This window comes from Streptococcus mitis, assembly GCF_946190155.1.
GTDB lineage: Bacteria > Bacillota > Bacilli > Lactobacillales > Streptococcaceae > Streptococcus > Streptococcus mitis_CL.
Window position 1 is genome coordinate 1 of record NZ_CAMHZL010000008.1, and the last position, 16,320, is coordinate 16,320.

Annotated in this window: 15 protein-coding genes; 6 read left to right on the forward strand and 9 right to left on the reverse strand. The window is 42.1% G+C overall.

Annotated elements, in window-relative coordinates:
* Both N8O80_RS07235 and N8O80_RS07240 read right to left on the reverse strand, forming a co-directional pair.
* The coding region (locus tag N8O80_RS07235; RefSeq protein ID WP_261027511.1) for an accessory Sec-dependent serine-rich glycoprotein adhesin at positions 1 to 2,993 on the reverse strand (2,993 nt) is incomplete at its 3' end.
* A 767-nt stretch (positions 2,994 to 3,760) separates the two neighbouring features.
* The gene (locus N8O80_RS07240) at positions 3,761 to 5,305 is read right to left on the reverse strand and encodes a peptide chain release factor 3 (protein ID WP_001025436.1); all 1,545 of its coding nucleotides are present in this window, start codon (positions 5,303 to 5,305) and stop codon (positions 3,761 to 3,763) included.
* A 212-nt stretch (positions 5,306 to 5,517) separates the two neighbouring features.
* On the opposite strand from N8O80_RS07240, the gene gatC reads away from it, so the two are divergent.
* The 6 genes from gatC (at position 5,518) to nusB (ending at position 10,249) form a co-directional block, all read left to right on the forward strand.
* Entirely contained in the window at positions 5,518 to 5,820 is a 303-nt protein-coding gene (gatC, locus tag N8O80_RS07245) for an Asp-tRNA(Asn)/Glu-tRNA(Gln) amidotransferase subunit GatC (protein ID WP_000705419.1), read from the forward strand.
* On the forward strand, positions 5,820 to 7,286 hold the full coding sequence (gatA, locus tag N8O80_RS07250; protein ID WP_261027513.1) for an Asp-tRNA(Asn)/Glu-tRNA(Gln) amidotransferase subunit GatA: 1,467 nt from the start codon (positions 5,820 to 5,822) through the stop codon (positions 7,284 to 7,286). The genes gatC and gatA overlap by 1 nt, the downstream gene beginning before the upstream one ends.
* Positions 7,286 to 8,728, forward strand: a complete 1,443-nt coding sequence (gene gatB / locus N8O80_RS07255) for an Asp-tRNA(Asn)/Glu-tRNA(Gln) amidotransferase subunit GatB (protein ID WP_020901594.1) — start codon at positions 7,286 to 7,288, stop codon at positions 8,726 to 8,728. Before gatA ends, gatB begins: the two co-directional genes overlap by 1 nt.
* Positions 8,729 to 8,859: 131 nt before the next feature.
* Positions 8,860 to 9,420 (forward strand): elongation factor P, encoded by a 561-nt coding sequence (gene efp / locus N8O80_RS07260; RefSeq protein WP_000568643.1) that lies wholly within the window; start codon positions 8,860 to 8,862, stop codon positions 9,418 to 9,420.
* A gap of 21 nt (positions 9,421 to 9,441) precedes the next feature.
* Positions 9,442 to 9,831 carry an Asp23/Gls24 family envelope stress response protein gene (locus N8O80_RS07265; protein WP_000510575.1) on the forward strand — a complete coding sequence of 130 codons (390 nt, stop codon included), beginning with the start codon at positions 9,442 to 9,444 and terminating at the stop codon, positions 9,829 to 9,831.
* A complete protein-coding gene (gene nusB, locus N8O80_RS07270; protein ID WP_261027517.1) occupies positions 9,824 to 10,249 on the forward strand; it encodes a transcription antitermination factor NusB in 426 nt (141 codons plus the stop codon). The genes N8O80_RS07265 and nusB overlap by 8 nt, the downstream gene beginning before the upstream one ends.
* 113 nt (positions 10,250 to 10,362) lie before the next feature.
* On the opposite strand, the gene N8O80_RS07275 is transcribed toward nusB, so the two are convergent.
* The 7 genes from N8O80_RS07275 to fabG are packed head-to-tail and all read right to left on the reverse strand — an operon-like array spanning position 10,363 to position 16,304.
* On the reverse strand, positions 10,363 to 11,130 hold the full coding sequence (locus tag N8O80_RS07275; protein ID WP_261027518.1) for an acetyl-CoA carboxylase carboxyl transferase subunit alpha: 768 nt from the start codon (positions 11,128 to 11,130) through the stop codon (positions 10,363 to 10,365).
* Positions 11,127 to 11,993 carry an acetyl-CoA carboxylase, carboxyltransferase subunit beta gene (gene accD, locus N8O80_RS07280; RefSeq protein ID WP_061589555.1) on the reverse strand — a complete coding sequence of 289 codons (867 nt, stop codon included), beginning with the start codon at positions 11,991 to 11,993 and terminating at the stop codon, positions 11,127 to 11,129. Before accD ends, N8O80_RS07275 begins: the two co-directional genes overlap by 4 nt.
* A 36-nt stretch (positions 11,994 to 12,029) precedes the next feature.
* Positions 12,030 to 13,397 (reverse strand): acetyl-CoA carboxylase biotin carboxylase subunit, encoded by a 1,368-nt coding sequence (gene accC / locus N8O80_RS07285; protein WP_061589556.1) that lies wholly within the window; start codon positions 13,395 to 13,397, stop codon positions 12,030 to 12,032.
* An 11-nt stretch (positions 13,398 to 13,408) separates the two neighbouring features.
* On the reverse strand, positions 13,409 to 13,831 hold the full coding sequence (gene fabZ / locus N8O80_RS07290; protein WP_000565509.1) for a 3-hydroxyacyl-ACP dehydratase FabZ: 423 nt from the start codon (positions 13,829 to 13,831) through the stop codon (positions 13,409 to 13,411).
* Complete coding sequence (accB, locus tag N8O80_RS07295) at positions 13,828 to 14,313, reverse strand: acetyl-CoA carboxylase biotin carboxyl carrier protein (RefSeq protein WP_261027522.1); 486 nt, start codon at positions 14,311 to 14,313, stop codon at positions 13,828 to 13,830. Before accB ends, fabZ begins: the two co-directional genes overlap by 4 nt.
* Before the next feature lie 2 nt (positions 14,314 to 14,315).
* Positions 14,316 to 15,551, reverse strand: coding sequence for a beta-ketoacyl-ACP synthase II (fabF, locus tag N8O80_RS07300; protein WP_261027525.1), 1,236 nt, complete (start codon positions 15,549 to 15,551; stop codon positions 14,316 to 14,318).
* A 21-nt stretch (positions 15,552 to 15,572) separates the two neighbouring features.
* The gene (fabG, locus tag N8O80_RS07305; protein ID WP_261027528.1) at positions 15,573 to 16,304 is read right to left on the reverse strand and encodes a 3-oxoacyl-[acyl-carrier-protein] reductase; all 732 of its coding nucleotides are present in this window, start codon (positions 16,302 to 16,304) and stop codon (positions 15,573 to 15,575) included.
* Between the last annotated feature and the right edge of the window lie 16 nt (positions 16,305 to 16,320).

The window sequence follows — 16,320 nt, forward strand, 5'->3', positions numbered from 1 at the left end:
GTTGACGCTGACTTAGATGCGCTCGTTGAAGCACTTTGGCTTGCACTTGTTGACGCTGACTTAGATGCGCTCGTTGAGGCACTTTGGCTTGCACTTGTTGACGCTGACTTAGATGCGCTCGTTGAAGCACTTTGGCTTGCACTTGTTGACGCTGACTTAGATGCGCTCGTTGAAGCACTTTGGCTTGCACTTGTTGATGCCGACTTAGATGCACTCGTTGAAGCACTTTGACTTGCACTTGTTGACGCTGACTTAGATGCACTCGTTGAAGCACTTTGGCTTGCACTTGTTGACGCTGACTTAGATGCACTCGTCGAAGCACTTTGGCTTGCACTTGTTGACGCCGACTTAGATGCGCTCGTTGAGGTACTTATTGAAGAACTTTGACTTAAGCTTGTAGAAGTACTTCTACTCTTATAATCACTGTCAGACACTTTAGCTGGAATAACCGTTGTAGTATTATCACGATAAGTGATAGTAATGTCCCCGTTTTGGGCTACTGAAATAGTTCCCGTAACACCATCTTTTGTAAAATCACTACCTGATAAAATTTCTTTATTTTTGTCTTTAAACTTCTGAAGAACTTGATTTCGTTCATTTTCCGTCAATGAAGTTGGATTGTTAACATTAACAGTATCACCACTCACAGGATTGTTTCGTTCATTAAAACCTTTAATGACCACCTCCATGGTAACATTAGTCCACTGATCTCTTGTATCGCTTGCACTAAATGTAATTGGATATTCCCCTGGTGTCATTGGTTTCCATTGTCCATTAACTCTACCAATTGTTCCTTCAATATTCGTTTTCCACTCTTTATAGGGATATCCAGGAAGAGGTTTATTATCTTTGCCAATGTTTACAAATCCTTTAGTAGGATAATGTTTGGCTTGCAATCCAGTGATCTCTGGATTTTGAGTGTTATATGAAGCATTCTTCAAGGCAATATCGTCTCTATAAATCATCTCGATATTAACACTATCATCGTTATAATACTCAACCCTCTTTGGCAATTGAATAGTAGGAGCTTTGTCCTTACTACTATGTTCCTCTATTACTTGACTAGCGAAATAATTAGTACCAAGAGTATCTGTCTTTCCAGCGTAGGGAGTAAACGTAAAGGATGTATCCCCACCTGATTTAATTGGGACGGTCCATGTAGATGTTAGTCCATATCCCTTTTTAGCCTGGAAACCATTCATCTGGTAACCATTACTCCAAGTATATCCGTTCCCTCTTTCAACTACTGGAGTTGTATTTGGCCTTGGAGAAGCAACTGTATTTCCATTTGAATCAGTTATATAGTTTGTTACGTTTGAAGGTTTACCAAATCCGCTACCTAGGGTAAACATTGTTTGTGTTGATGTCCCCGTATTATAAATAGCATGGTTATCTCTTAATTTCGTGGGAATCTCAACATTAGATGTTGCAGGGTTATCATAGGTGACAGTATAGGTAAAAGTCATCCTTGTTCCATCATTAGTCACTTTCAATTTATAATAAATCGGTATATTATAATTAGAATCTCTACCTGTACCCGTGTAAACTTTTGTTTCACCTTTAGCAACAGCTAAATTAGCACTTATTGCTGTCTCTCCATTAACAATGGTATTTCCATAAAACCCAGCTGTACGCAAAGCTGACATTAATTCATCTACGGAAGAACCTAGCTTCTCACGTTGGTTAACAAATTGTTCTGATGTTGCTTTTGCAGTTAATAAATCACTACTTTTTGATATTTCAAATTGTAATTTAGAGATAGCTGCATCTAGAGTAGCCTTATGACTTAAATCTTTAACTTTTGAAGCATAATTATTAGCAATATTCCCTAAAATTTCTGCTTCAGATAAATTCTGATCTAATAGTACTTTAGAAGCAAAGGACGACTCTTGAGCCTTTTCTTCTCCATCTTTTAAACTATTGTGAGTATTTGTCGAGCCTTGTTCAAAACTAGTCTGAGCAACACTCTCAGCAATAGCATCACGTGCAGAGGTTGCCTTTTGCACCACTGCTGTCAAATCACTAGTTGGATCAGCCAAGGCTTTTTCAATTTCAGTTACCGCAGCGTTTACCTTAGTGATGGCTGAATCAGTATTTGGTAAGCCAATAGCCTTAGCTAGATACTCACCCATCTCAGCTGAAAGTTTTGTCAACTTCTTACGATTTTCTTCATTTTTCTTTACAGAAGTTTCTACAGATGACAACGTTGCAGCTGTCGCTCCCACTAAACTTGTTGTATCTGAATTTGTTTTAACAGCGTTTGACTCAATAGCAGTAGGCTTCAAAATTGATGAATCAATCTTATCAATCTTTGATTCATTTTGAGTCGATACTTTCTTCTCATCTTGAATTTCAGATACAGTTTTTTCTGAAGAAGCTCCTACAGATGTTGACACGCTACTTGTTTGGCTAGCAGATTGACTCAAACTAGTTGACGTACTAGCAGAATCTGAAGCACTAGCGCTGACTGAAGATGATGTGCTAGCTGAGGTGCTAACTGACGTACTAGTGGAAGCACTTGCTGAGGTGCTGGCTGAAGTACTAGCTGAGGTGCTAGTAGAAGCTGATTCTGAAATCGAAGTGCTTTCACTCGCAGAAGTAGACAAGCTAGCAGAATTCTCCGAATTACTTAGAGATGTCGTACCCAAAACTGCTGTATCATTTGTAACCAAAAGGTCTGGATTTTCCAGTGTTTTTTCCACGGCTACTGTTTCATTTGCAAATACTTTTGTTTGAGTAGCAACACTACCACCTAAAACTGCCCCTGTGGCGGCAAGCCCCTTGATAATATCCAGACCTGTAATAGAAGGATTCACTTTATCCTCTACTACTTCTGTCATGACTTGAGTCGTATCTACACCACCACGTAAGACCTTGAACAAACCAAAAAGAGAGGTTGAAGCACGCAACCAATGTTTTCCTGATTTGATCAACTTGTACCGTGTCACACGGTCGGTTTCTCTATACTCACCTTTTTGACGTCTAAAAAACATGTTTTACTCCTTATTTTTGTTAAAAGATACAAAGTACCCAATTTAACATTATCTAATCAAGTATAAAAAAAATATTAAAAAAAATCAATTAATTTGACTTTGAATTTTGAAGTTATTATTACATTTTTTCTTTACCAATTCCATTGGCACGGGGGGTTACAAGTATAATTTAATATAGTTATAATATTAAATATATAGAAAGAACTATAAAAAATACACATTTATAAAATTGTATCTTCTTAGAGTCTTATTCGTTTAAAATTACCAAAAAATTATATTTTTAGCGTCTATTTTTCTATTTCTCACAGAAATTTGAGATGGGGTTAGATTTTAATATGCACAAAACAGTGCATTAAAAAAACAGTAGACGATTCAAAAATCAAAAAGGCACAAAAACATTTGTACCTTGTATTCTATAAAGTTCCAACTAAAGAAACTAAAATGAGGGGCAGCTATTTTTACATACTCATATTATCATCATCCCGAAATCCAATCAAAAACTCTATCCATTGAAACCAAAAAGCCCACAAACTGAATTTATGGACTTCTACTAATGAAGCGTTTAGCTACATACACTATATACAATAAAAACTTAGCATTCTTTACTTATATAGATACACAATCAAATACATTTACTGAACTACGACACGGAGTTTGGCAAATCGATTTCATTTGCCAAACGTAGTTAGTAAGGCAGTTAGCTAGTTCGCCAAATAGCGACTAGCGTCCAACAATTAGGAACTTTAGTTCCAATTGTTGGTGCTGAGTCACATCTTCTCTTCCAACTCTACGTCTGGATACTTATCCGCAAACCAACGGAGAGCAAAGTCATTTTCAAAGAGGAAAACTGGTTGGTCGAAACGGTCTTTGGCCAAGATATTTCGGCTTGAGGACATCCGTTCATCCAAGTCCTCAGGCTTAATCCAACGAACGGTCTTTTTACCCATTGGGCTCATGACCACTTCCGCATTGTACTCGCCTTCCATACGGTGCTTAAAGACTTCAAACTGAAGTTGACCAACAGCTCCCAGCATGTACTCGCCTGTTTGGTAATTCTTGTAAAGCTGAATAGCACCTTCTTGCACCAATTGCTCGATTCCCTTGTGGAAGGATTTTTGCTTCATGACATTCTTAGCAGAAACTTTCATGAAAATTTCAGGAGTAAAGGTTGGCAGTGGTTCAAATTCAAACTTGTTTTTTCCAACTGTTAAGGTATCCCCAACCTGATATGTACCTGTATCGTAAACACCGATGATATCACCCGCCACAGCATTGGTCACATTCTCACGACTTTCAGCCATAAACTGAGTGACATTCGACAATTTAGCGCCCTTACCAGTACGAGGCAGGTTGACACTCATGCCACGCTCAAATTCACCCGATACGATACGGACAAAAGCAATACGGTCACGGTGACGAGGGTCCATATTGGCTTGGATTTTAAAGACAAATCCTGAGAAATCCTTGTCATGAGGATCCACAATTTCACCATCTGTTTTTTTGTGTCCATGTGGTTCTGGAGCAAACTTGAGGAAGGTTTCAAGGAAGGTCTGCACACCAAAGTTAGTAAGGGCTGAACCGAAGAAGACAGGTGTCAATTCTCCAGCAAGGATAGCTTCCTCTGAAAACTCATTACCAGCTTCATTTAAAAGTTCAATATCATCCTTGACTTGTTCGTAGAAAGGATTGCTACCAAAAAGCTTGTCCCCATCTTCTAAACTGGCAAAACGCTCATCCCCTTTATAGAGCTCCAAGCGTTGGTTATAGAGATCATACAAGCCTTCAAAGGCTTTCCCCATTCCGATCGGCCAGTTCATCGGATAGCTAGCAATACCCAAGACTTCTTCCAATTCTTGCAAGAGGTCTAGTGGCTCACGACCGTCACGGTCCAGCTTGTTCATAAAAGTAAAGACCGGAATACCACGGTGTTTCACAACCTCAAACAATTTCTTGGTTTGGGCCTCGATACCCTTGGCAGAGTCAACGACCATGACCGCAGCATCCACCGCCATCAAGGTACGATAGGTATCTTCTGAGAAGTCCTCGTGCCCTGGTGTGTCGAGGATATTGACGCGCTTACCATCGTAGTCAAACTGCATAACAGATGAAGTCACCGAAATCCCGCGTTGCTTCTCGATATCCATCCAGTCAGACTTGGCAAAAGTCCCTGTTTTCTTCCCTTTTACAGTACCAGCCTCACGAATCTCGCCCCCAAAGTAGAGCAACTGCTCCGTTATGGTTGTTTTCCCCGCGTCCGGGTGGGAGATGATAGCAAAGGTACGACGTTTCTTAATTTCTTCTTGAATATTCATAAGTTCTCTTTCTTTGATTCTCTATTTTTCTTGTTTCAATAGCTAAGAATGATTTCTACATTGGATTCTACCATTCCTTTCAACACTCCATTATATCGGATTTTAGCATTTTTTTCAATTTCTATTTCTTTTCACTTCACCCTCCCTTATTTATAGGAAAATATGGTAAAATAGAACAGATAAATAATCATCATTTCACGAAAGGATGCAAGATGAAAATTACGCAAGAAGAGGTAACACACGTTGCCAATCTTTCAAAATTAAGATTCTCTGAAGAAGAAACTGCTGCCTTTGCGACTACCTTGTCTAAGATTGTTGACATGGTTGAATTGCTGGGCGAAGTTGACACAACTGGTGTCGCACCTACTACAACTATGGCTGACCGTAAGACCGTACTCCGCCCTGATGTGGCCGAAGAAGGAACAGACCGCGATCGCTTGTTTAAAAACGTACCTGAAAAAGACAACTACTATATCAAGGTACCAGCTATCCTAGACGATGGAGGAGATGCCTAATGACTTTCAACAATAAAACCATTGAAGACTTGCATAATCTCCTTGTCTCTAAGGAAATTTCAGCAACTGAATTGACACAAGCAACGCTTGAAGACATCAAGTCTCGCGAAACAGCTATCAATGCCTTTGTTACCATCGCTGAAGAGCAAGCTCTTGCTCAAGCTAAAGCTATTGATGAAACTGGAATTGACGCTGATAATGTCCTTTCAGGAATTCCACTTGCTGTTAAAGACAACATCTCTACAGACGGTATTCTCACAACTGCTGCCTCAAAAATACTCTACAACTACGAGCCAATCTTTGATGCGACAGCCGTTGCCAATGCAAAAGCGAAAGGCATGATTGTCGTCGGGAAAACTAACATGGACGAATTTGCCATGGGTGGTTCAGGTGAAACTTCACACTATGGTGCCACTAAAAATGCTTGGGAGCAGACAAAGGTTCCTGGTGGTTCTTCAAGTGGTTCTGCCGCAGCTGTAGCTTCAGGCCAAGTTCGCTTGTCACTTGGTTCTGATACTGGTGGTTCTATCCGCCAACCTGCTGCCTTCAACGGAATCGTTGGTCTCAAACCAACCTACGGAACAGTTTCACGTTTCGGTCTCATTGCCTTTGGTAGCTCATTAGACCAAATCGGGCCTTTCGCTCCGACTGTTAAGGAAAATGCTCTCTTGCTCAACGCTATTGCCAGCGAAGATGCCAAAGACTCTACTTCTGCTCCTGTCCGCATTGCCGACTTTACTTCAAAAATCGGCCAAGACATCAAGGGCATGAAAATTGCTTTGCCTAAGGAATACCTCGGTGAAGGGATTGACCCAGAGGTTAAGGAAACTATCCTGAATGCCGCTAAACACTTTGAAAAACTTGGTGCCATCGTTGAAGAAGTCAGCCTTCCTCACTCTAAATACGGAGTTGCCGTTTACTACATCATCGCTTCATCTGAAGCTTCATCAAACTTGCAACGTTTTGACGGTATCCGTTACGGCTACCGTGCAGAAGATGCGACTAATCTTGATGAAATCTATGTAAACAGCCGTAGCCAAGGTTTTGGTGAAGAAGTGAAACGTCGTATCATGCTGGGTACTTTCAGCCTTTCATCAGGTTACTATGACGCCTACTATAAGAAAGCTGGTCAGGTCCGTACCCTCATCATCCAAGATTTCGAAAAAGTCTTTGCGGATTACGACTTAATTTTGGGTCCAACTGCTCCAAGTGTTGCCTATGACTTGGATTCACTCAACCACGACCCAGTTGCCATGTACTTGGCTGACCTCTTGACCATCCCAGTCAACTTAGCTGGTCTACCAGGAATCTCGATTCCTGCTGGTTTCTCTCAAGGTCTACCTGTCGGTCTCCAATTGATTGGTCCTAAGTACTCTGAGGAAACCATTTACCAAGCTGCTGCTGCTTTTGAGGCGACAACAGACTACCACAAACAACAACCCGTGATTTTTGGAGGTGACAACTAATGAACTTTGAAACAGTCATCGGACTTGAAGTCCACGTAGAGCTCAACACCAATTCAAAAATCTTCTCACCTACTTCTGCCCACTTTGGAAATGACCAAAATGCCAACACCAACGTGATTGACTGGTCTTTCCCAGGAGTACTTCCGGTTCTCAACAAAGGTGTTGTCGATGCCGGTATCAAGGCTGCTCTTGCCCTCAATATGGACATCCACAAAAAGATGCACTTTGACCGCAAAAACTACTTCTACCCTGATAATCCCAAAGCCTACCAAATTTCTCAGTTTGATGAGCCAATCGGCTACAACGGCTGGATTGAAGTCGAGCTAGAAGACGGTACGACCAAGAAAATCGGTATCGAACGTGCCCACCTAGAAGAAGATGCTGGTAAAAATACCCACGGTACAGACGGCTACTCTTACGTTGACCTCAACCGCCAAGGGGTGCCATTGATTGAGATTGTATCTGAAGCAGACATGCGTTCACCAGAAGAAGCCTACGCTTACCTAACTGCCCTCAAGGAGGTCATCCAGTACGCTGGCATTTCTGACGTTAAGATGGAAGAAGGTTCTATGCGTGTGGATGCCAATATCTCCCTTCGCCCTTATGGTCAAGAAAAATTCGGTACCAAAACTGAGTTGAAGAACCTCAACTCCTTCTCAAACGTTCGCAAAGGTCTTGAATACGAAGTTCAACGTCAAGCTGAAATCCTTCGCTCAGGTGGTCAAATCCGCCAAGAAACACGTCGTTACGATGAGGCTAACAAAGCAACCATCCTCATGCGTGTCAAGGAAGGCGCTGCTGACTACCGCTACTTCCCAGAACCAGACTTACCTCTCTTTGAAATCTCAGACGAGTGGATTGAGGAAATGCGTACAGAGTTGCCAGAGTTTCCAAAAGAACGCCGTGCACGTTACGTATCTGACCTTGGCTTGTCAGACTACGATGCTAGCCAATTGACTGCAAACAAAGTCACTTCTGATTTCTTTGAAAAAGCTGTTGCCCTCGGTGGCGATGCCAAACAAGTTTCTAACTGGCTCCAAGGGGAAGTCGCTCAGTTCTTGAACGCAGAAGGCAAGACACTGGAACAAATCGAATTGACACCAGAAAACTTGGTTGAAATGATTGCCATCATCGAAGACGGCACTATCTCTTCTAAGATTGCCAAGAAAGTCTTTGTCCACCTAGCTAAAAATGGCGGTGGCGCGCGTGAATACGTGGAAAAAGCAGGCATGGTTCAAATCTCAGATCCAGATATCCTGATTCCAATCATCCACCAAGTCTTCGCCGATAACGAAGCTGCTGTTGCCGACTTCAAGTCAGGCAAACGCAACGCAGATAAGGCCTTTACGGGATTCCTTATGAAAGCAACCAAAGGCCAAGCCAACCCACAAGTCGCCCTTAAGCTGCTTGCCCAGGAATTGGCGAAGTTGAAAGAAGATTAACACGTAAAAGAAACCAGCCCTGAGGTTGGTTTTTTTCACTCCTACCAAATCCCATTAACTATTTTGGCTTTATTTCCAGAAGATTTTATGGTAAAATGAAGAGTAATAATATTTATTAAAGAGGTAAAAACATGATTGAAGCAAGCAAATTGAAAGCTGGTATGACATTTGAAACTGCAGACGGAAAATTGATCCGCGTTTTGGAAGCTAGCCACCACAAACCAGGTAAAGGAAACACGATCATGCGTATGAAATTGCGTGATGTCCGTACTGGTTCTACATTTGACACAAGCTACCGCCCAGAAGAAAAATTCGAACAAGCTATTATCGAAACTGTGCCAGCTCAATACTTGTACAAAATGGATGAAACTGCCTACTTCATGAACACTGAAACTTACGACCAATACGAAATCCCAGTCGTAAACGTTGAAAATGAATTGCTTTACATCCTTGAAAACTCTGATGTGAAAATCCAATTCTACGGAACTGAAGTAATCGGTGTAACTGTACCAACTACTGTTGAATTGACAGTCGCTGAAACACAACCATCTATCAAAGGTGCTACTGTTACAGGTTCTGGTAAACCAGCAACTATGGAAACTGGACTTGTTGTCAACGTTCCAGACTTCATCGAAGCTGGACAAAAATTGATCATCAACACTGCAGAAGGAACTTACGTTTCTCGTGCCTAATCTCTAGAAAGAGGTCATTCTATGGGAATTGAAGAACAATTTGGCGAAATCGTTATCGCTCCACGTGTACTTGAAAAAATCATTGCCATCGCAACTGCTAAAGTTGATGGTGTCCACTCATTTTCAAATAAATCCGTATCTGATACCCTATCAAAACTCTCTCTTGGTCGTGGCGTCTACTTAAAAGAAAGCAACGAAGAACTAACTGCTGACATTTATCTCTACCTTGAGTACGGTGTGAAAGTACCAAAAGTGGCTCTTGCTATTCAAAAAGCAGTCAAAGATGCTGTCCGAGATATGGCTGATGTGGAACTTGCTGCTGTTAACATCCATGTTGCAGGAATCGTTCCAGATAAAACACCAAAACCTGAGTTGAAAGATCTATTTAACGAGGACTTCCTCAATGACTAGTCCATTATTAGAATCTAGACGTGAACTTCGTAAATGCGCTTTTCAAGCTCTTATGAGCCTTGAATTCGGCACAGATATGGAAACAGCTTGTCACTTTGCCTACACGCATGACCGTGAAGATGCAGATGTGCAAATCCCTGCCTTTCTTCTGAACTTGGTTTCTGGCGTTCAAACTCAAAAAGACGAGTTGGATAAACAAATCAACCAGCACCTCAAGTCAGGCTGGACAGTTGAACGCTTGACCTTAGTCGAAAAAAACTTACTACGCTTAGGAATCTTTGAAATCACATCATTTGATACACCTCAGCTGGTAGCAGTCAATGAAGCTATTGAACTTGCTAAGAATTTTTCAGATCAAAAATCAGCCCGTTTTATCAATGGACTGCTTAGTCAATTTGTAACTGAAGAAAATGAATAATCGAAAAGGTGTTTGGTCTTCCAAGCACCTTTTACTTCGTCCTTGATACAGAGTAAGAACCACATAAAAACTAGAACTGACTGCCAGTTCTAGTTTTTGCGTATTCTGAGGTATTAGTATTTTCTAAATCGTTGATAGCGTTCTTCCAACAACGCTTCTAACGGTTTTTGCGAAAGTCTAGCTAGCTCAACTTGGAGTTCTTTTTTGACATTCTTAATTAATTCTTTGCTAGAAAGTCCTGCTTCAGAAATCACCTTGTCCACCACGTCCATTTCTAGCAGTTCATGAGAAGTGATTTTCATCAGCTCTGCCGCTTCCATGGCACGAGTTCCGTCCTTCCATAGAATGGAAGCAAAGCCTTCTGGGCTGAGAATGGCATAGATAGAATTTTCCAGCATCCAGACACGGTCTGCAACTGCTAGAGCCAAAGCCCCACCTGAACCACCTTCACCGATAATGATGGCGATAATCGGAACTTTCAGATCACTCATTTCCATAAGATTGCGAGCGATAGCTTCCCCTTGACCGCGTTCTTCCGCTCCAACACCAGGATAGGCACCTGCAGTATTGATAAAGGTCACAACTGGACGGCCAAATTTTTCAGCCTGTTTCATCAAACGTAGGGCCTTACGGTAGCCTTCTGGATGTGGTTGGCCAAAATTTCGTTTGAGGTTATCTTGCAAGCTCTTGCCTTTTTGGATACCAACCACTGTGACAGCTTGATCTCCAAGCCAGCCAATACCACCGACAACTGCACCATCATCACGAAAAGAACGGTCACCGTGTAATTGGATAAATTCATCAAAAATGCCTGTTGCAAAGTCCAAGGTTGTCAAGCGACTCTGCTCACGCGCTTCTCTGACTATTTTTGCAATATTCATCTAGGACACCCTCCATGCAATCTGACTAGGCTAGCAATCGTATCTGGCAAATCTCTTCTTTTGACAATAGCATCTACAAAGCCATGTTCCAGTAGGAATTCTGCCTTTTGAAAATCCTCAGGCAAGTTTTCACGAACCGTATTTTCAATCACACGACGCCCAGCAAAACCAACCAAGCTCTGTGGTTCAGCCAGAATGATATCGCCCTCCATAGCGAAAGAAGCTGTCACACCACCTGTCGTTGGATCTGTCAAAATGGTCAGATAAAAGAGACCAGCATTTGAATGGCGTTTAACCGCTGCAGAGATCTTGGCCATCTGCATGAGACTCATGATTCCTTCCTGCATACGGGCTCCACCAGATGCTGTGAAAAGAACAACTGGCAATTTTTCAACAGTCGCATATTCAAATAATCGAGTGATTTTTTCACCTACAACCGTACCCATAGAAGCCATGATAAAGTTAGAATCCATAATCCCAAGAGCCACAGTCTGACCTTTAATAAGAGCTGTTCCTGTCACAACAGCTTCATCCAGACCTGTTTTTTCACGCATAGTTGCTAGTTTCTTTTGATAACCAGGGAAATGCAAGGGATCCTTGCTTTCAATCCCCGTAAATAATTCCTTGAAAGTCCCCATATCAATCGTCAAAGCCAAGCGTTCTTGGGCAGAAATACGAAAGGTGTAGTTACAATGTGGACAGATACGCTCACTTCCCAGATCCTTCTGATAAATGGTATGCTTACAGCCTGGACACTGGGAGAATAATTCATCTGGAACCTCTGGCTTAGCTTGAGGTTTTTCCCTAACCGAACGATTGGGATTGATTCGAATATACTTATCTTTTTTACTAAATAGAGCCATTGATTCCCCTTTTCGGTTTAAACTCTTGAAGTCATTTTATTCTTTTTCTTGATATTTAGGTAAGAAGGTTTCCATCAAGAAGGAAGTATCATAATCTCCAGCAATGACATTACGATCTGAAATGAGGTCAAGCTGGAAATCTGCATTGGTCTGCACCCCCTCTATCTCTAGTTCATAGAGGGCTCGTTGCATTTTCATCAAGGCATCAAAACGATTTTCACCGTGAACGATGATTTTAGCAATCATACTATCATAATAAGGCGGAATGGTATAACCTGGATAAACTGCTGAATCCACGCGCAAGCCTACTCCTCCACTTGGCAGATAGAGATTGGTAATCTTACCTGGACTTGGAGCAAAGTTGAAGGCTGGGTTTTCTGCATTGATCCGACACTCGATGGCATGACCACGCAGAACAATATCTTCTTGCTTAACAGACAAAGGCTGACCTGCCGCAATGCGAATTTGTTCCTTAACGATATCCACACCTGAAACAAATTCTGTTACTGGATGCTCTACCTGAACACGTGTATTCATTTCCATGAAATAGAATTTACCACTGGCTTCATCAAGAAGAAACTCAATGGTCCCTGCATTTTCATAACCAACAGACTCTGCCGCTCGAACAGCCGCAGCACCAATTTCATGGCGCAGCGTTTTTCCGATTGCAATCGAAGGACTTTCTTCCAAAACCTTTTGGTTATTCCGTTGAAGAGAACAATCCCGTTCCCCCAAGTGAATCACATGTCCATGCTCATCTCCTAGGATTTGAACCTCGATGTGACGAGCTGGATAGATAACCCGTTCTATGTACATGGCACCATTGCCATAATTGGCCTTGGCTTCACTTGAAGCAGTATCAAAGGCGGAAACGAGGTCTTCTGGTTTTTCAACCTTACGAATCCCTTTACCACCTCCACCTGCTGAAGCCTTGAGCATAACAGGGTAGCCAATTTTTTCAGCAACAATCAAAGCTTCCTCAGAGTTATGCACTTCTCCATCTGAACCTGGAATGACAGGCACGCCTGCTTTAATCATCTGAGCACGCGCATTGATTTTATCTCCCATCATATCCATGACATGACCAGATGGACCGATAAACTTGATACCAACTTCTTCACACATGGTCGCAAATTTGGAATTTTCACTGAGAAATCCGAAACCTGGGTGAATGGCTTCTGCCTCAGTCAAGACTGCAGCTGATAGAACCGCATTAATATTGAGATAAGACTCTGTAGGCTTACCAGGACCGATACAAACTGCTTCATCTGCTAAAAGCGTATGCAGGGCTTCCTTATCAGCAGTTGAATAAACCGCCACCGTTGCGATCCCCAATTCACGCGCCGCACGGATAATTCGAACCGCAATTTCACCACGATTGGCAATTAAAATTTTTCGAAACATGGAGAACCTCCTTAGTTCCCTATTGCAAAGGTAAGAGTACCACTGGCCGCAAGCTTGCCATCCACTTCTGCTTTTGCTTCAACCACAGCAATGGTGCCACGACGTTTGACAAAAGTCGCTGTCATAAGCAATTGGTCTCCAGGCACAACTTGCTTCTTAAACTTGACCTTATCCATACCAGCGTAAAAGACCAGTTTTCCTTTATTTTCAGGTTTTGATAACTCCAAGACACCAGCTGTTTGCGCCAAGGCTTCCATAATCAGAACACCTGGCATAACTGGATATTGAGGAAAATGGCCGTTAAAGAAGGGCTCATTGATGGTCACATTTTTGATAGCAACAATGGTATCCTCGCTCACTTCCAACACACGGTCTACTAGGAGCATAGGATAACGGTGGGGAAGAGCTTCTTTGATTCCTTGAATATCGATCATTTGATACGTACCAATCCTTTACCAAACTCAACCATTTCTTCGTTAGAAACGAGAATTTCCGTTACCACACCATCCTTAGGTGCTGGAATTTCATTCATGACTTTCATGGCTTCGATAATCACCAATGTTTGACCTTTTTTGACACTATCACCAACTGTAACGAATGCAGGTTTATCAGGACCAGCAGCCAAGTAAGCCACCCCAACAAGTGGACTCTCCACAACATCTCCCTCAGCAGTCACACTTGTTTCAGCTAGAGCTGGAACTTCTTCTGCTACAGTCTCTGCTGGAGCAGATGTAGGAGCTACTGAACTCGGTGTTGCTAGAACGGGCGCTGGAGCGACTTGAGCTGCAACTTCAGACACCATTCTCGCTTCATTCTTGCTAAACTGCAACTCATCCGTCCCATTCTTATAAGAAAACTCTCTCAAACTTGACTGGTCAAATTGGGCCATCAAGTCTTTAATATCGTTTAAATTCATACTTATTTATTCTCCCAACGTTTGAAAGCAAGAACTGCATTGTGGCCACCAAAACCAAAGGTATTTGAAATAGCGTATGGAATTTCTTGCTCCAAGCCTTGTCCATAGACGACATTGGCTTCGATATAATCTGATACTTCACTTGTTCCAGCTGTCATTGGTACAAAGTTATGACGCATAGCCTCGATTGTTACGATAGCTTCTACTGCACCCGCAGCACCCAGCAAATGTCCTGTGAAAGACTTGGTTGATGATACAGGCACTTCCTTACCAAGAACAGCTACGATCGCACCACTTTCTCCTTTTTCATTAGCAGGAGTTGACGTTCCGTGAGCATTAACATAGGCTACTTGCTCTGGGGAAATCTCAGCTTCTTCCAAGGCTAGTTTGATGGCCTTGATAGCTCCCTGACCTTCTGGATGTGGTGAAGTCATGTGGTAGGCATCACAGGTATGTCCATAACCAACCACTTCAGCAAGGATAGTTGCCCCACGTTTTTCAGCGTGTTCAAGGCTTTCAAGAACCAACATCCCAGAACCTTCACCCATGACAAAACCATTACGGTCCTTATCAAATGGAATGGAAGCACGAGTTGGGTCCTCTGTAGTTGAGAGAGCTGTCAGGGCTTGGAAACCAGCAATAGCAAAAGGTGTAATAGAGGCTTCTGAACCACCTACCAACATAACATTTTGGAAACCAAACTTAATGGAGCGGAAGGCATCCCCAATCGCGTCATTTGATGAAGCGCAGGCAGTATTGATGGATTTACAAACACCGTTTGCTCCAAAACGCATAGCAACATTTCCTGAAGCCATATTTGGCAAGGCTTTCGGAAGGGTCAATGGTTTCACACGTTTTGGCCCTTTGTCATTTAGGCGAAGTACTTGATCTTCAATTTCTTTGATTCCACCAATACCAGAGGCCACAATAACACCAAAACGATCTTTATCAAGAGCCTCTACATCCAAATTGGCATGATTGACAGCTTCTTGGGCTGCGTACAAGGCATACAAAGAGTAGTTATCAAAACGATTGGTATCTTTCTTAACAAAGTATTTATCAAAAGGAAAATCTTGGATTTCTGCTGCATTATGCACATCAAAGTCACTATGGTCAAATTTTGTAATTTTACCAATTCCGATTTTTCCAGTTGTCAAACTATTCCAAAATTCTTCTGGTGTATTTCCGATTGGAGATGTTACTCCATAACCTGTTACTACTACGCGATTTAGTTTCATCTTTTTTACCTCTAGCTTCTGCTACATACTTAAGCCACCATCAATGGCAACCACTTGACCAGTTAGATAATCTTGGCCTGCTAAAAATACTGTCAAATCTGCAACCTGCTCTGCCTGCCCAAATTCTTTCATAGGAATTTGTGCCAGCATGGCATCTTTTACCTTGTCTGATAGAACAGCTGTCATATCGGACTCAATCATTCCAGGTGCAATAGCATTAACCCTGATATTGCGATTGGCCACTTCACGCGCCACAGACTTGGTAAAACCAATCAAACCAGCCTTAGAAGCTGCATAGTTAGCTTGACCGATATTCCCCATCAAACCAACAACACTAGACATATTAATGATAGCACCTTCTCTGGCTTTCATCATCGGTTTCAAGACTGATTGTGTCATGTTAAAGGCACCAGTCAAGTTAACCTTGAGCACTTTTTCAAAATCTGCTTCTGTCATCTTGAGCATTAGGGTATCTTGGGTAATCCCTGCATTGTTGACCAAAACATCTACTGAACCCAGCTCTACAATAGCTTGATCAACCATACGCTTAGCATCTGCAAAATTTGATACATCTCCTGAAATGGGAACCACCTTGACACCATAGTTTGAAAACTCAGCGAGCAATTCTTCTGAGATTGCCCCACGACTGTTTAAAACAATATTGGCTCCTGCCTGAGCAAACTTGTAGGCGATGGCAAGACCAATCCCACGACTCGAACCTGTAATAAAGATATTTTTATTTTTTAGTTGCATTCTTTTCTCCTGTTTC

Bases quoted from the DNA above. Each gene is read 5' to 3' on its own strand.
- gatA (WP_261027513.1), top strand. From the start codon at position 5,820: ATGACTTTCAACAATAAAACCATTGAAGACTTGCATAATCTCCTTGTC.
- accD (WP_061589555.1), bottom strand. From the start codon at position 11,993: ATGGCTCTATTTAGTAAAAAAGATAAGTATATTCGAATCAATCCCAAT.
- accC (WP_061589556.1), bottom strand. From the start codon at position 13,397: ATGTTTCGAAAAATTTTAATTGCCAATCGTGGTGAAATTGCGGTTCGA.
- fabZ (WP_000565509.1), bottom strand. From the start codon at position 13,831: ATGATCGATATTCAAGGAATCAAAGAAGCTCTTCCCCACCGTTATCCT.
- efp (WP_000568643.1), top strand. From the start codon at position 8,860: ATGATTGAAGCAAGCAAATTGAAAGCTGGTATGACATTTGAAACTGCA.
- fabG (WP_261027528.1), bottom strand. From the start codon at position 16,304: ATGCAACTAAAAAATAAAAATATCTTTATTACAGGTTCGAGTCGTGGG.
- gatC (WP_000705419.1), top strand. From the start codon at position 5,518: ATGAAAATTACGCAAGAAGAGGTAACACACGTTGCCAATCTTTCAAAA.
- N8O80_RS07240 (WP_001025436.1), bottom strand. From the start codon at position 5,305: ATGAATATTCAAGAAGAAATTAAGAAACGTCGTACCTTTGCTATCATC.
- N8O80_RS07275 (WP_261027518.1), bottom strand. From the start codon at position 11,130: ATGAATATTGCAAAAATAGTCAGAGAAGCGCGTGAGCAGAGTCGCTTG.
- nusB (WP_261027517.1), top strand. From the start codon at position 9,824: ATGACTAGTCCATTATTAGAATCTAGACGTGAACTTCGTAAATGCGCT.
- fabF (WP_261027525.1), bottom strand. From the start codon at position 15,551: ATGAAACTAAATCGCGTAGTAGTAACAGGTTATGGAGTAACATCTCCA.
- N8O80_RS07265 (WP_000510575.1), top strand. From the start codon at position 9,442: ATGGGAATTGAAGAACAATTTGGCGAAATCGTTATCGCTCCACGTGTA.
- gatB (WP_020901594.1), top strand. From the start codon at position 7,286: ATGAACTTTGAAACAGTCATCGGACTTGAAGTCCACGTAGAGCTCAAC.
- accB (WP_261027522.1), bottom strand. From the start codon at position 14,313: ATGAATTTAAACGATATTAAAGACTTGATGGCCCAATTTGACCAGTCA.